The following is a 14117-nucleotide window of genomic DNA, read 5'->3' on the forward strand; positions in this document are numbered from 1 at the left end:
ACCTATGCCCCCTGGGGCTTCGACTGATCCAGGCTGGGAAGGATGAACTCCACCTCCGGATGGGGCCTCGGGATGACGTGCACCGAGATCAGCTCCCCAACCTTGCTCGCCGCCGCAGCCCCCGCGTCGGTGGCGGCCTTCACAGCGCCGACATCTCCCCTCACCATGACCGTAACCAGCCCGCCCCCAACCATCACCTTGCCTATCAACGTCACGTTGGCCGCCTTCACCATGGCATCCGCCGCCTCAACCGCCCCCACCAAACCCTTGGTCTCTATCATCCCCAGCGCCTGCATGTTGTTGCTCATCTCAACTACCCCCTTCTTAAGATATATTTAACCAAATACCACCGGATCCACCCTAGCCCCAAAGCCCCATCCCCCTGGGCCTCAGCGGCCTAGACGCTTCAGCAGACGGTCCGCTATCCGGTCCACAAGCTCCTCCAGCGGGAAATCCTGGTCCACCGCGCCGGAGGTGCCGCAGCCCCCTAAATCTGCCCCGAGCTCCTCTATCTCCTTGAGCCCCCAGGCTACCCGTCTTACGTTTATGAGGTGCATGGGCCCCACGTTGTCAGACGTGGCGTTATGTCCCACGGCCCCGCATCCCAGCGTCATGGACGGGAAAAGACCGGTGGTGGCCCCCACAGCCCCAAGGGATGAACCGGCGTTCACAATGACCCTTGAGACCGGCTTCTTAAGGCCGAACTGGCGTATGACCTCCTGGTCGTTGGAGTGTATGGCCAGGGTGTGTCCAGCCCCCTCAAAGTCCAGGAGCCTTATGCACAGCTCACAGCACCTCTCCCAGCCGTCCTCGGAATAAAAGGCCAGCACAGGACAGAGTTTCTCCTGGGAGAACGGGAACTCCCTCCCAACCCCCTGTCCCTCCACCAGGAGCAGCTTCGTCCCGGCGGGTATGCTTATACCCGCCTCCTTGGCTATGAACTCAGGGCTCCTGCCCACCGTACGGGGGTTCATCAGCCCCGAGGGCTGGAATATGGTCCTGGCCAACTTCGCAGCGTCGTCCGAGGGGACGAAGTATCCCCCTTGACGAAGGAACTCCCGCCGTACCTGGTCCTCCACCTTCTTGTCCACCACCACCGACTGTTCCGATGCACATATGGTGCTGTAGTCAAAGGTCTTGCTGGCGGTTATCCGGGCCACCGCCCTTGGTACGTCCGCGGTTCGATCTATGAAAGCCGGGGTGTTCCCCGGTCCAACCCCTATGGCGGGGGTCCCGGAGCTGTAAGCCGCCCGGACCATCGCAGACCCACCGGTGGCGAGGATGAGCGATACGTTCTCCGGACGCATGAGCTCCTGGGTACCCTGAGGGGTGGTCAAGGACATACAACCGAAGACCCCCTCCGGCCCCCCCGCATCCTCCACCGCCTTGGAGAGCACCTTCACGGTCTCCATGATGCAGTTCTTAGCGCTGGGATGAGGGGAGAAAACAATGCTGTTAGCCCCCTTCAGGGCTATCATGGCCTTGAATATCACCGTGGAAGTGGGGTTCGTGGACGGTATCAGCCCCGCCACCACCCCCACGGGCACCGCAACCTCGAAGAGCTTCCCCTCCGGGTCCTCCCGGATGATCCCCACGGTCCTCATGGCCTTTACGGCATCGTACACGCCCTTGGCAGCGAACAGGTTTTTGAGCTTCTTGTGCTCCGGCCTTCCGTATCCGGTCTCCTCATGGGCCATCCGCCCAAGTCGCTCCGCGTTTTCAACCGCCGCTCTGAAGACCGCCGCTACAAGGCGGTCGATCTCCTCCTGTCCCATGGAGGCTAGAACCCGTTGGGCCCCCTTGGCCTTTGCCACCAGATCCCTTGCCTCCTGGATCGACAGGAGATCCCGGTCCCTAACCTGCACTCCCGTCACCTCCTCCCCGTTCCGTCAACGACCTTAGCTCCCGCAAAAGCTCCTCCTTGGAGGCGAACTTTATCCTCTTCCGGCTCATACCCACCGGAAGCGATCTCGCAAGCCTCCTGAGCTCCATCACCGTCAGGGCCTCCAGTTCCGAAAGGTCAAGCGAAGGCCCCGTTTCCCGCACCTCCGGCTTGCCCGGTTCGTCAGCTCCACGGGACACCTCCAGCGGCCCTGAAGACGGGGCTTCGTCACTCAAAGCTTCATCCGCCGCTGAAGAAGACGCCCCATCCTCCGGGGAAGACCCCGGGGCCAACATGCCCCAAACCTCCCAATGGGGACGGGGGATAACGTGCACCCCCCTCATCCTCACCCCCACCTTACCCACCGAGGCGGCCGCAGCGTCCACAGCGGCCCTCACGGAGGCCACGTCCCCCGCCACCAGGACCGTGACAATGCCACCCTTGACCTTGAGGGCCCCCAGAAGGGTCACCGACGCAGCCTTCAGGGCCGAGTCCGCCGCCTCCACCGCCCCCAGCATCCCAAACACCTCCACCATGCCGAGGGCCTTGCCGGTGAGAGCATCACCGCAACCCATGGAGTAGACCGCTCCCCGGGTCCGGTTAGAAGAGCAGCGGGTTCTCGGCCACGAAGATCACCGCCTGGGCAAAGGCGTCGCAGGCGGCCTTACAGGCGGACTGAGAACCGGTGAGCAATCCCCCGCCGAAGTTGGTCTCCGAGGGGGGACCGTAGAAAGCCGCCAACCTAACGTCCGCGGCCTTCAAAGCCGCATCCAGGGCGTACATGGCCTCCAACGGAGGGGCTATGAGGTAAGCCAGGGCCTCCCCCTCCTTTATCCCCGCCACCTTGGACAGGTAGCTTCCAGTCCTGGATATGCAATGGGCATAGTAGGGGATCGTATCGTCATCGTTTGCGGAAACGAACCATGCCTCGTTCTCTATGAAGTCCGCTATGGCGTTAAGGCCGCTTCGGACCTCCGCCGGGTTGGGACCGGCTATGATGCCTATGATCTCCCCGGCCAGCTTGGTGTTGGCGTTAGCAGCACCTCCGTAGAAGGACTTGGCGTACACAACCTCCACGTCCGCCTTCTTGGTGGCCTCATCCAGGGCGGTGTACGTCACATCGTCGCTGTCCGCGGTGACCATACCAAGGCTCCTCTGGTCGGGCCTAAGGCCAAGGGCGGATGCCATGTCCGGGTTAACGTTGGGGATTATCTTCACGCTCAAAAGTCTCGCCTTCAGGGGATCTCCCTTCATGTTCCTTCCCTCCTTAGGGGCTCGTTAATTAATTAAAGCTTTAGATCTATCCCGCTTACCTTCTTCTCCAGCATCAGCTTTATGATCTCCCCTATGTAGCCCCCCGCCTCCACCGCCGGGGTGCCACCGGAGTGGATGTTAGAGACAACGGTGCGTTTCGCCTCGGGCATCCCCACGGTGCCCCGGTAGGTTATGTAGGCGGACATGCTCTCCGCGGTGACCAGCCCTGGACGCTCACCGATGAGCACGCACACCACCTCTGCTCCGGTCACCTCGGATACCACGTCCATGGCGGGGACCCTCCCGTACTTCACAAAGAAGGGCTTCGGTAACTTGATTCCCTTTGACTCAAGAACCTGCGACACGGCCTTGAAGGTGTCCATCCCATTGGCCTCCACCGCAGTGGTGCTGAGCCCATCAGAAAGGTAGACCAAAACCTTGGGAGGCTGGGGCACCATGGACTTTATGGCCCCCTTGGACTCGTCGGAAAACCTCCTGCCCAGGTCCGGCCTGGTGAGGAACTGATCCTTATCGGAACATAGGGTTTGTACGACCTTAAGGTCGTTGCTCCGCAGGAACTCCTCGGATATGTCGCTGAACACCGCGTCCTGGGCGGCCGCGTGGTCCGCCCTGAAACGCAGCAGCGTCTCGGTCTTGTAACGGGGTCCCGCCCTCCAAACCCCTATCCTCGCCGGGGTCTTCTCCTTCATGGCCATCAGGGCCTTCGGGTCCTTAGGCTCCGGCACAAGACAATGCTTCCTTATGTCAAGCTTGGTAAGATCGGGCAAGCCCTCGTCATCCAAGCCAAGGGCATCCTCCCCGGAGCCCGACGACGGGGGTTCCACGACAACCCGCTGCCCCGGCTCCTCCAAGGAACCCATCTCCATTAGTATCTCCTTCACCAGCTGTTTAAGCTCAAGTTCCGTCACCATCTCTACCAGCCCTCCCGTCAGCAGAAGATGGAAGCATCCCCGGCCCGGTCGGTCAGGGTGCCGTTCTCCATGATCCCCCATCTCTCCAGCCAGCACTCGAACTCAGGTATGGGGCGCACCTTCAGCAGCTGCCTCAGCGTGGGGGTGTCGTGGTAGCTGGTGCACTGGTAGTTGAGCATCACATCGTCCCCGTGAGGTATCCCCATGAAGTAGTTGCATCCCGCGGCAGTAAGAAGGACCGCCAGGTTCTCTATGTCGTTCTGGTCCGCCTTCATGTGGTTGGTGTAGCAGGCGTCACATCCCATAGGGATCCCCGTGAGCTTCCCCATGAAATGATCCTCAAGGCCAGCCCTTATCACCTGCTTGCTGTCGTAAAGGTACTCGGGACCTATGAAGCCCACCACGGTGTTCACAAGGAAGGGCTTGAACCGCTTGGCAAAACCGTAACAGCGGGCCTCCATGGTAACTTGGTCCGCCCCAAAGTGAGCATCCGATGAGAGCTCCGACCCCTGACCGGTCTCAAAGTACATGAAGTTAGGACCCACGGACGTGCCCTGCCGGGCCGCCAGCTCCATCGCCTCCTCCAGCATGTGGGCGGTTATGCCAAAGGCCTCGTTCCCCTTCTGAGAACCCGCTATGCTCTGGAAGAACAGGTCCGTGGGCGCCCCTTGACGCACCGCCTCCATCTGGGTGCTGACGTGCGCCAAAACGCACATCTGCGTCGGTATCTCATACCTCTCCTTGATCTCCTGGAAACTGTGCAGGATCTTCTTCACGTTCTCCACCGTGTCGTCCACCGGGTTAAGCCCTATCACCGCATCCCCAACCCCGTAGGACAGACCCTCGAATATGGATGCCCTTATACCCTCCACGTCATCGGTAGGATGATTGGGCTGAAGCCGGGACGCAAGGGTCCCCGGTAGCCCTATGGTGGTGTTGCAGTGGGCGGGAACTCGGATCTTGCTGGCCCCGTAGATGAGATCCAGGTTGCTCATGAGCTTCGCCACCCCCGCCACCACCTCGCTGGTAAGACCCCGGCTTACCCGCCTTATGTCCTCCCCATTGGTGCGGTCAGATAATATCCATTCACGAAGCTCCCCAATGGTCCAGTTGCGTATCTCCCCAAAGATCCTCTCATTAACGTCGTCCTGGATTATCCTGGTGACCTCATCCTCCTCATAGGGCACCACCGGGTTCTCCCTCAGATCCCCCACCGTCAGGTTCGCCAACACCTGCTTGGCCGCCACCCGCTCCTCCATGGACTCGGCGATTATCCCCGCCAGGCGGTCCCCCGACTTCTCCTCGTTAGCCTTGGCGAGAACCTCCTTCACGCTCCTAAACTGGTACACCCGACCGAAAAGCCTGGTCTTCAGCTTCACCTTCCCATCACCTCCAACCCCTCAGGATCTGCTCCAAAGAACAAACGCCGAAAAAATCAAAACCCCAGGGCCCAAGTGCACATGGCAACACAGCCAAACTGCGCCTTGGGCCCCGGGGTCACGCGGAACCTCTAAGAACCTCATCCGCGACAGGTCTCCTGGCTTACCCTCATCCTAAGCCGCCCCTTCCCAGGTATAACCCAGTGGTCTTACGCGGCCTCGTCGGGATCACAGTGGCGGCCCCGCGCCGAAATCCCATCGGCTTCCCTTAAGTCGCGGACCGGCAAGTCACGATAAAGCGGCAACATGCTCAACACAAACAACCTCATCCTTAAACAGCAAGGCTAAACGAATCAACCAGAATAGTCAACCCATAGTGCAATGTTGTATTTTTATAAAATAACTACAAATAATACCCGCGCCAGCCCCACGCGAAACACTGCGAAAAACCCCGCAAAGACAAAAGACAGCTTAGGATAAACCCCTCTTGATCCCCCACCCTTTGCTTAAATCCCCTGTAAAAGATAAACTTATCCCATGACATCCTAGGGGGGAAGAAACTTGAATTCTCTAGCTTCCAGTGAACAGCTCACCGTTAAAGGACTGCCCATTTCCCCGGGCTTGGCAAAAGGGGTCATCCTGAGGATCCACCAAAGGCCCTTCCAACAGACCGGCGCTCCTCAGGTCAACTCCGAGTACGACAAGCAGCGCTTCCGGGAGGCCCAGGAGAAGGCCATCGAACAGCTAAAGGCCCTGGCGGACTCCACCAAGGCCACCTTGGGACCTGAGAAGGCCGCCATCTTCGACGCCCACCAGCTCATGATCCAAGACCCCATGCTTGTGGACGCCATACTGGCCGCCATAATGCAGGGCCAGTGCCTGGAGGACGCGGTGGTGGAGGCCACACTCTCCATAAAGGCCCAGTTCGACGCCCTGGACGACCCCTACTTCAAGGAACGGGCGGCGGACATCCTGGACATCGGCCAGAGGCTCTTCAGGATAATCACCGGCGGAGAGGACATAAGCCAGATCGATGACAAACAGGACTACGTAATAGTCACCGACGAGCTGGCCCCCTCCGATGCGGCGGTGCTGGGCATAAAACGAAACGTCAAGGGAGTCGTCACCGCCCAGGGAGGCCCCACCAGCCACTCCGCCATACTCCTCAAGGCCCTGGAGATACCGGCGGTCTCGGGGATACCCATGGACGACAGCTTCCAAAGGGGCAACACCATCCTGGTGGACGGGGTGGGCGGAGAGGTCATCCTGTTCCCCTCCCGCGAGGTGGAGGAGGCCTTCGACAGGCGCATCAAGGCCCAGGAGGAAACCCGCCTCAGGCTCAAGGAACTGAAGGGGAAGCCCAGCGTCACCAAGGACGGCATATCCGTCCTCCTCTTCGGCAACATCGCCTCCCCAAAGGACACCCAAAAGGTGCTTAACTTCGGCGGCACCGGGGTGGGACTCTTCCGGACCGAGTTCCTGTTCATGGGACGCTCGGACTCCCCCTCCGAAGAGGAGCAGTTCCAGGCCTACAGCGAGGCCCTTAAGTCCATGGCTCCACACCCGGTCATAATCCGGACCCTGGACGCCGGGGGCGATAAAGACGTGCCCTACATAAAGGGCCTGGTGGGAGAAGAGGCCAACCCGTTCCTGGGGCTTAGGGCCATAAGGATCTGCATGGAGTACCGGGAGATCTTCATGACCCAACTGCGGGCCCTGGCCAGGGCCTCCGCCTTCGGAAACCTCAAGATAATGCTACCCATGGTCACAAGCCTCTGGGAGATAAGGACCGCCAGGGCCATGCTGGCGGAGGCGGTGCTCAGCGTAAAGGACGCGGGACATAAGGTGGCGGAAAACATCGATCTCGGCATAATGATAGAGGTCCCCGCCGCCGCCGCCTCAGCCCACGTACTGGCCAAAGAGGTGGACTTCTTCTCCGTGGGGACCAACGACCTCGTCCAGTACACCCTGGCGGTGGACCGGCAGAACCCAAGGCTCCTCCAATGGTACGAACCGTTCCACCCGGCGGTCATAGCCCTCCTGGAGAACACCGCAAGGGCCGCCCACGAGGCTAACATAGAGCTCGGCATGTGCGGGGAGATGGCGGGAGACCCACTGGCATTGCCCCTGTTGGTCGCCCTGGGCTTCCACGAACTCTCCATGTCCGCCCCTCGAATACCTTGGATACAGGACTACCTCATGCGGCTCACCAAGGACCGCTGCCTGGAGCTGTTCCAAAAGGTCCGCTCCATGGACTCCGGCTCATCCATAAGAGAGGAGCTCACCCGCTTCATGGAGGAACACCAGGGGTGAACCATTAAAGGGCCAAAAACCAGTCGCTCAAGAACCGGATTATCCACCCCTTCAACATGAAGGCCAGGAAGGACCCGACCCAGAGGAATGGACCGAAGGGCACCGGGTCCTTCCTGTTAATCCGCCCCTTTAGGACCATGTAGATGGCCCAAACACCACCGATGATGACCGCAAAGTAAACCCCCAACAGGGCGCCCACGGGACCTAAGAAGGTACCAAGCCCCCCCATAAGGATGGCGTCCCCTATGCCCATGCGCCCAAACGACAACACCACGATCAGCGCAAGGGGCAAGAAACCCGCAAGACCCCCGAGGAGCGCCCACTTAAGCCCCGGCATTCCACTCCCCAAATACCCAAAGGAAACACCGGCGACGAAGGAGGCAATGGATACCACGTCGTAGACATAGCCGCTCTCCCGATCGGTCACCCCGTGAAACAGCCCGAAGGAGAACATGGCCATGCATGAAAGGGCCTTGATACCAGGGCCGAAGACGAAAACCGCCAAGCCGAACGCAAGGGCGGTGAAGGCCTCGTAGAAGAGGTACTCCTTGGGGATCTTGTCCCCGCAGGTCCTGCAGCGGCCCCTGAACCACAGGAACGACAAGACCGGGATCAGATCCCAAGTGCCAAGCTGCCTACCACAGGACTCGCAGCAAGACCTCTCCCGGCCCCAAAAGGGACGACCAGTGACCAGCCGATGAGCAGCGGTCTCAACGAAAGACGCAACACAAGCCCCTAAGAGAACCGCCATGAACGTCATGAGCCATTTCAATGTATCATCTGCTATACACACCTTAAACCACCTCACACCAAGGGGAGGATGAGAGAATGCCCATAGTGGAGATCCATATGCTCCAGGGTAGGGACCTCAAGGCCAAACAGGAACTGGTTCAGCGGGTGACCGATGCGGTCTGCGTCTCCCTAGGCGTCCAAAGGGAACAGGTCCGCATAATCATAAGGGAGATGAAGGATGAGGACTACGCCGCAGGAGGCGTCCTCTGGTCAGAGAGGACCTAGAGGCCCACAGGGCGGTCCCGCATTGCCTCCCGGAAACGGCGGTGATGCCAAAACCACTGCTCCGGATGACGCCTTATGGCCCCCTCAAGGGCCCGGTTCACCGCCTCCACCCCAAGGGCTATGCGGGACTCCTTATCCCCGCTCTCGTCCCACTCAACCGGGCTGAACCTAAGACGATGCCTAAAAGGCCCCTCCCTCCAGGCCTCAAGAAGGACCACCGGCATCCCCGTTAGGTACCGGAAGACCGAGGGACCCTTCACGGTGGAGGTTACAAGCCCGAAGAACTCCGCGGGCATGCCCTCAGCGCCCCCGTGTTGGTCCGCCAACACCCCCAGCACCGCACCGCCCTTAAGGGCCTTCACCGCCCGGGTCATGCTATCCCCCTTGGGGATGGTCCTCACTCCACCTCTAAGTCGGAACTCCTCCAACATGCCCGCCTGCCTTCCGTCATCCGGGGGACGGACTATGGGCATCAGCGGATATCCCGACTGGGCCAGCCAGAAAGCCGCAAGCTCCCAGTTGCCCAGGTGCCCGGTCACCAGGATGACCCCGCGTCCCTCCCCAATGGGCCCATCAAGCTCCTCCAAACCCTCCGCGGACACAACCCACTCAAGGGCCAGATCGGGGCGCACGTTCAGCGCAAGGCACTCCACCAGCGACCACGCCAGGTGATCCACCCCCCGGCGGTACAGATCCCTAACCTCAAGGTCCGAAAGCCCCCCCATGGCCAGGGCAATGTTCCGCCGGGCCACCTTCCCCCGTAGATCCAGGGCAATCGCAAGCCCCCTCACCACCCGCTGCATAACAAAGGCAACGGGAGACAAGAGGGCCCCCCTGCCGAGGGCCCTCAAAACCCACTCCGAAAAGGTCACCCCTAACCCCTCCGGATCACCAGATGGTACTTCTTCTTCCCCAGCCGGAAGATCACGTACCTGCCAAAGAGCACGTCCCTATCCTCCAGGCGGTGTTCCTCCTGGATCCTCCGGCCGTTAACGTAGACCCCGCCGCCCTTCAGAAGACGCCGGGCCTCCCCCTTGGAGGCACACACCCCGGAAAGGGCCATGAGGTCCACCATGGAGTCCCCCACCGACATGTCCGCCAAAGACGTGGGGATCTCCCCCTCCAACACCTTAACGGTCTCCAGGTCCGCGGAGCTGAAATCACAGTCCCCGAAGAGGATCTCGCTGGTTCGGGCCACCCGCTCCGCCACCAAGGAGCCGTGCACCCTGCGGGTCATGTCCATGGCAAGCATCCGCTGAGCAACCCGCTTCTCCGGGGACCTCATGTGCTGCTCCAGCACGTGGTCTATCTCCTCCTCGTCGAGGAAGGTGTACATCCGGAATAGCCTGGCCAGGGAATCGTCCTCCACGTTCATCCAGAACTGGTAGAACTTGTACGGGGAGGTCCTCTTGGGGGACAGATACACCGCCCCCTCCTCGGACTTGCCGAACTTCTGCCCCGTGGAGGTGAGGAGAAGCGGGAACGTGAAGCCGTAGGCCTGGCCACCCTCCTTCTTGCGGATCAGGTCAACCCCCGCCAGGATGTTGCCCTGCTGGTCGTTGCCCCCCATCTGGAGCTTGCAGCCGTACGTCCTGTACAGGTGCCAGAAGTCAAAGGCCTGAAGCAGCATGTAGGACATCTCCGTGTAGGTTATGGACTTGTCCGGGTCCTCCAGGCGGCTCCTTATGTACTCCCGGCTTATCATGTAGTTCACGGTGAAGAACTTCCCCGTGTCCCTCAAAAATCCGATCAGGGTCTGTTCCTTGAGCCAGTCGTAGTTGTTAACTATAAGCGCCCCGTTGGGAGACCGGTCGAAGTCCAGGAACAGGGCAAGCTGCTCCCGGATGCACTCCATGTTGTGAACCACCTGATCCTGGGTCAGCAGCGGCCGCTCCTTGCTCTTCCCGGAGGGATCCCCTATGAGACCGGTGCCCCCTCCCACTATCGCCAGGGGCCGATGCCCCAGGCGCTGCAGCCAAGCAAGCCCCATTATGGGCACCATGTTACCCACGTGAAGGCTGTCCGCCGAAGGATCAAATCCCACGTACCCGGTCACCATCTGGGACTCAAACAGCCCCTTAAGACCCTCCGGAGCGCTGCACCACTCCACCAAACCCCTCCGGCTCAGCACGTCGAAGGGGTTCGCCCTACCCGCATCACTCATATCCCAATACCTCCCCGTCTATCGCTTTGGGGGATTGTACCACTCCATCCTCCCAGATTCCGCATCCTGGAAAACCAACAGCACCGGGCTCATGGAGGACAGGACGGACCGCACATCCCCACTAGCCTTATCGGAGAACGGGTTATCGTCATCCAACCCGAGCATGCCCATTATCCCCATGACGTCTCCAACCGCCTGGGCCAGCTCCGGCAGGTTAGCGTACACCCAACCCCGGTTCGGCCCCATGAGACCCTCGGGAAGTGCGTTCCTAGACTCCCTTATGGTGTTCGGGGATATGAGCCCCAGCTCCGCCTCCTCACCGTTAGAAGCGGCAACCATGGAGAAGGGCAGCTTCGTGTATCCCCCGCTCTGGTACCCGCTCATGGGCTGGGCGGCAGCCCCGAGGAGCAGCTTCTCCCATACCCCCTTGGCCAGCTCCTCCCCCGCCTTACCGGAGGAGGGAAAGCTCAGGAGCAAACCGGGCATCTCAAGCCAGAGAAGCTCGGTCCTTCCCCCAAGGCTCAGCACCACCGGGCTGGAGACTATAGAACCCTTGCCCTCGGGACTCAAACCAAGGGAGTCAAGCCAACGGCCTATGGAGTCCATGAAGGGGACCTCCTGGGCCTTGCCGTCCCTCACCTTGAAACCCATGGCCAAGGCCACCGGAGAGGCCACCCGGAAGTTGAGGGCCGACCAATCCGCCCGGTCCAGGGATTCCAACAGGGCCATCTTCGTCCCCCGAAGGCGCCACCGGGCCTCCCCGGCGGGGACGAAATCCCCCTCACCATCCCCCTTAAGACGGCGGAACGCCGCCTCCAGGGTCATCTCCCCCCCATCGGAGCTGTACGTCTCAACAAGACGGCCCCCGTCCCCAACTGCCAGGTGCCCCCCCCAGGAGGGCTCCAAATCCCATCCCCCCAAGAGATGCTCTCCCTCCCCGGAGGACAACCGCAGCATCCCCTCAAGACCCTCCCGGGTTGAGGAGAAGAACAACGTCCCCTCCCGATAGGCCATGAAACCCATCTCCTCCCCAGAAGGGGACGACACCGCAAAGACCCCATCCCCCGTGGTGGCCGCGCCGTAATCCTTAAGCAAAAGCCCCTCCGGGACCCTACCCCCCTTTAAGACCTCGTCCCCACCGGTTAGCCGGGCGGCAAAGCTCACCTCCCCATCCGGAGCAACCCTCTGCAGCAGGGCAAAACGATCCACAAGATCCGGGGAGAAGGGCAGCCCCTTGGGAGCAAGGGGCGACAGGACCGAGGAGAAGGACATCACCACCCCCAGGTCCTCCCTACCCCCCTCAAGACAAAACCAAGGCACCCCCTGCACCTTGGGCATGAAACGAACCAGCTGGGTCCTGCCCACCGCACCAAAGACTATCCAGTAGGCAACAGCTCCCAACAGGATAACCATGGCCAACCCGGCCAAAAGATGAAGACCCGCGGACAACCGGGACTTCAGCGCCCCTTTAATCGCCTTAAACTCCAAGGCCTCATACCTCCATTATCTATCAAACAAAAACGTCAGCCTACGACCAAAAGCGCAGGAGAAGGGGCTAGCGCATCCTCTCAACGGTCTTAAGAAGGGTCCTGGAGGACTCTATTAGGGGGATCGCGTCCTTGGGCACCTCACCCTCGGACAGCTTGTCCCTCAAACCCACCGAGAGGGAGGCTATCTCCGCCAAGGCCTCCAGGACCTCGTCCCTCCGACTCCTCTGGAACGGCACCAGCGGCATCACCTCCGGTACGACCTCCACGTCCGCCTTCCGCAGGTTTATCTCCTCGCCGCGCCTTGGGACTATGGCCCGGTACCCCATCTCCCCAAGGGACCTCGCCAAGGCCTCAGAGGACTTGGGCTCCCCATGGGTGACTATGAAAAGCGGCCCCGACTCGAAGTGCCCCGCCCAGGTCAAGAGATCCCTCTTATCCCCGTGGGCGGAGAACCCGTTCACCGTGTGGATCTTGGCCTGAACGCTTACCTCCTCCCCGGCTATCTTGAGGACCTTCTCACCCTCCACCAGGCGCCTCCCCAGGGTGCCCTTGGCCTGGTAACCCACTATGATCACATGACACGACGGCTGCCAGAGGTTGTTCTTCAGATGGTGCACTATCCTGCCACCGGTACACATGCCGCTACCCGCCATGACCACCGCATGGGACATCTGGTTTATGGACCGGCTGTCATCCACCGACGCCACGTGCCTCAAGTTCCTGGGGGAGAACGGGTCGTCCCCTCCCCTTATCATGGCCTGGAGCTCCTGGGACAGCATCTCCGGGTGGGCTCTGTATATGTCCGTGGCCCTCATACCCATGGGGGAATCGAAGAATATGGGAACCGAGTTGGCCTGGGGATAGGCCCTCTGAAACAGGTTCAGCTCGTAAAGCACCCGCTGGGCCCGGTCCACCACGAACGTGGGGATCAAAACCTTCCCCCGGGCGCTCAGGGCCTCGGATATTATGGCCCTGAACTCCTCCCGGGTGCTCTCGTTGTCCTTGTGCAGACGATCCCCGTAGGTGGACTCTATCACCACGAAGTCCGCATCCTCTATGATCGAGGGGCTCTTCTCCATCACGGTCTTCATGGGACCCAGATCCCCAGAGAACACCAGCTTCACGTCCCTTGAGGGACCAAGCCACACCTCTATCATGGCGCTGCCCAGTATGTGCCCCGCATCCCTGAAGCGGACCTGGAACCCCGCATCAAGGTGCATGACCTCGTCGTAGGACACGGGCCTCAAGAGCCTCACGGCCCTATCCACGTCGTCATCATCGTAAAGAGGCTCCACCGGCGGAAGCCCCTTCCTGATGTTCTTCCTAGTCCGCCACTCCGCCTCCTCCCTCATGAGGTGCGCCGAGTCCCGCCAGAGCACATCGCAGAACTCCACCGTGGCGGAGGTGGCGAATACCGGCCCCTTGAAACCCTGCTTGCTAAGCAGGGGTATCAGCCCACTGTGATCCATGTGGGCATGGGTCAGCAGAACCGCATCTATGTTCGCGGGATTGAAGGGGAAATACCCCCCCTTGGACGACTTGGACAGGTCCTCATCGTCCTTACCCTGGTGGATGCCGCAATCCACCAGGACCCGGTAATCATCGGTCTCAAGAAGGTAACAGGACCCGGTCACCTCACCAGCAGCCCCAAGAAATTTTAGGTTCACCCCAAGACCCCCTCCCAAT

Annotated in this window: 13 protein-coding genes and 1 riboswitch; of the genes, 2 read left to right on the forward strand and 11 right to left on the reverse strand. The window is 60.8% G+C overall.

Annotated elements, in window-relative coordinates; translation table 11 throughout:
• Positions 1-2: 2 nt before the first annotated feature.
• The 6 genes from THEVEDRAFT_RS07985 to THEVEDRAFT_RS08010 all read right to left on the reverse strand — a co-directional run bounded on the left by THEVEDRAFT_RS07985 (position 3) and on the right by THEVEDRAFT_RS08010 (position 5447).
• Positions 3-308, reverse strand: coding sequence for a BMC domain-containing protein (locus tag THEVEDRAFT_RS07985; RefSeq protein WP_006584217.1), 306 nt, complete (start codon positions 306-308; stop codon positions 3-5).
• An 81-nt stretch (positions 309-389) separates the two neighbouring features.
• A complete protein-coding gene (locus tag THEVEDRAFT_RS07990) occupies positions 390-1865 on the reverse strand; it encodes an acetaldehyde dehydrogenase (acetylating) (RefSeq protein ID WP_006584218.1) in 1476 nt (491 codons plus the stop codon).
• Positions 1855-2457 carry a BMC domain-containing protein gene (locus THEVEDRAFT_RS10265; protein WP_006584219.1) on the reverse strand — a complete coding sequence of 201 codons (603 nt, stop codon included), beginning with the start codon at positions 2455-2457 and terminating at the stop codon, positions 1855-1857. Before THEVEDRAFT_RS10265 ends, THEVEDRAFT_RS07990 begins: the two co-directional genes overlap by 11 nt.
• A gap of 25 nt (positions 2458-2482) precedes the next feature.
• Positions 2483-3136: an ethanolamine utilization microcompartment protein EutL gene (gene eutL, locus THEVEDRAFT_RS08000; RefSeq protein ID WP_006584220.1), complete on the reverse strand. Its 654-nt coding sequence runs from the start codon at positions 3134-3136 to the stop codon at positions 2483-2485.
• Between the two features lie 32 nt (positions 3137-3168).
• Complete coding sequence (gene eutC, locus THEVEDRAFT_RS08005) at positions 3169-4068, reverse strand: ethanolamine ammonia-lyase subunit EutC (protein WP_006584221.1); 900 nt, start codon at positions 4066-4068, stop codon at positions 3169-3171.
• Positions 4069-4085: 17 nt separating this feature from the next.
• The gene (locus tag THEVEDRAFT_RS08010; RefSeq protein WP_006584222.1) at positions 4086-5447 is read right to left on the reverse strand and encodes an ethanolamine ammonia-lyase subunit EutB; all 1362 of its coding nucleotides are present in this window, start codon (positions 5445-5447) and stop codon (positions 4086-4088) included.
• Between the two features lie 131 nt (positions 5448-5578).
• Positions 5579-5755: riboswitch (cobalamin riboswitch) on the reverse strand.
• A 253-nt stretch (positions 5756-6008) separates the two neighbouring features.
• On the opposite strand from THEVEDRAFT_RS08010, the gene ptsP reads away from it, so the two are divergent.
• The gene (ptsP, locus tag THEVEDRAFT_RS08015; RefSeq protein ID WP_006584223.1) at positions 6009-7760 is read left to right on the forward strand and encodes a phosphoenolpyruvate--protein phosphotransferase; all 1752 of its coding nucleotides are present in this window, start codon (positions 6009-6011) and stop codon (positions 7758-7760) included.
• A 4-nt stretch (positions 7761-7764) separates the two neighbouring features.
• Here ptsP and THEVEDRAFT_RS08020 read toward each other — a convergent pair whose 3' ends face one another.
• The gene (locus THEVEDRAFT_RS08020; protein WP_245522649.1) at positions 7765-8511 is read right to left on the reverse strand and encodes a prepilin peptidase; all 747 of its coding nucleotides are present in this window, start codon (positions 8509-8511) and stop codon (positions 7765-7767) included.
• A 77-nt stretch (positions 8512-8588) separates the two neighbouring features.
• Here THEVEDRAFT_RS08020 and THEVEDRAFT_RS08025 point away from each other — a divergent pair, with 77 nt between their 5' ends.
• A complete protein-coding gene (locus tag THEVEDRAFT_RS08025; RefSeq protein ID WP_006584225.1) occupies positions 8589-8777 on the forward strand; it encodes a 2-hydroxymuconate tautomerase in 189 nt (62 codons plus the stop codon).
• On the opposite strand, the gene THEVEDRAFT_RS08030 is transcribed toward THEVEDRAFT_RS08025, so the two are convergent.
• From THEVEDRAFT_RS08030 to THEVEDRAFT_RS08045, 4 genes are all read right to left on the reverse strand, one after another.
• Positions 8774-9649, reverse strand: a complete 876-nt coding sequence (locus tag THEVEDRAFT_RS08030) for a lysophospholipid acyltransferase family protein (RefSeq protein WP_006584226.1) — start codon at positions 9647-9649, stop codon at positions 8774-8776. The two genes, THEVEDRAFT_RS08025 and THEVEDRAFT_RS08030, sit on opposite strands and share 4 nt — an antisense overlap.
• Before the next feature lie 2 nt (positions 9650-9651).
• Positions 9652-10941 carry a tyrosine--tRNA ligase gene (gene tyrS, locus THEVEDRAFT_RS08035; RefSeq protein ID WP_006584227.1) on the reverse strand — a complete coding sequence of 430 codons (1290 nt, stop codon included), beginning with the start codon at positions 10939-10941 and terminating at the stop codon, positions 9652-9654.
• An 18-nt stretch (positions 10942-10959) separates the two neighbouring features.
• On the reverse strand, positions 10960-12429 hold the full coding sequence (locus tag THEVEDRAFT_RS08040) for a hypothetical protein (protein ID WP_006584228.1): 1470 nt from the start codon (positions 12427-12429) through the stop codon (positions 10960-10962).
• A gap of 67 nt (positions 12430-12496) precedes the next feature.
• Complete coding sequence (locus tag THEVEDRAFT_RS08045) at positions 12497-14098, reverse strand: MBL fold metallo-hydrolase RNA specificity domain-containing protein (protein WP_006584229.1); 1602 nt, start codon at positions 14096-14098, stop codon at positions 12497-12499.
• Positions 14099-14117: the final 19 nt, after the last annotated feature.

The organism is Thermanaerovibrio velox DSM 12556 (assembly GCF_000237825.1).
GTDB classification, from domain to species: Bacteria; Synergistota; Synergistia; order Synergistales; family Synergistaceae; genus Thermanaerovibrio; species Thermanaerovibrio velox.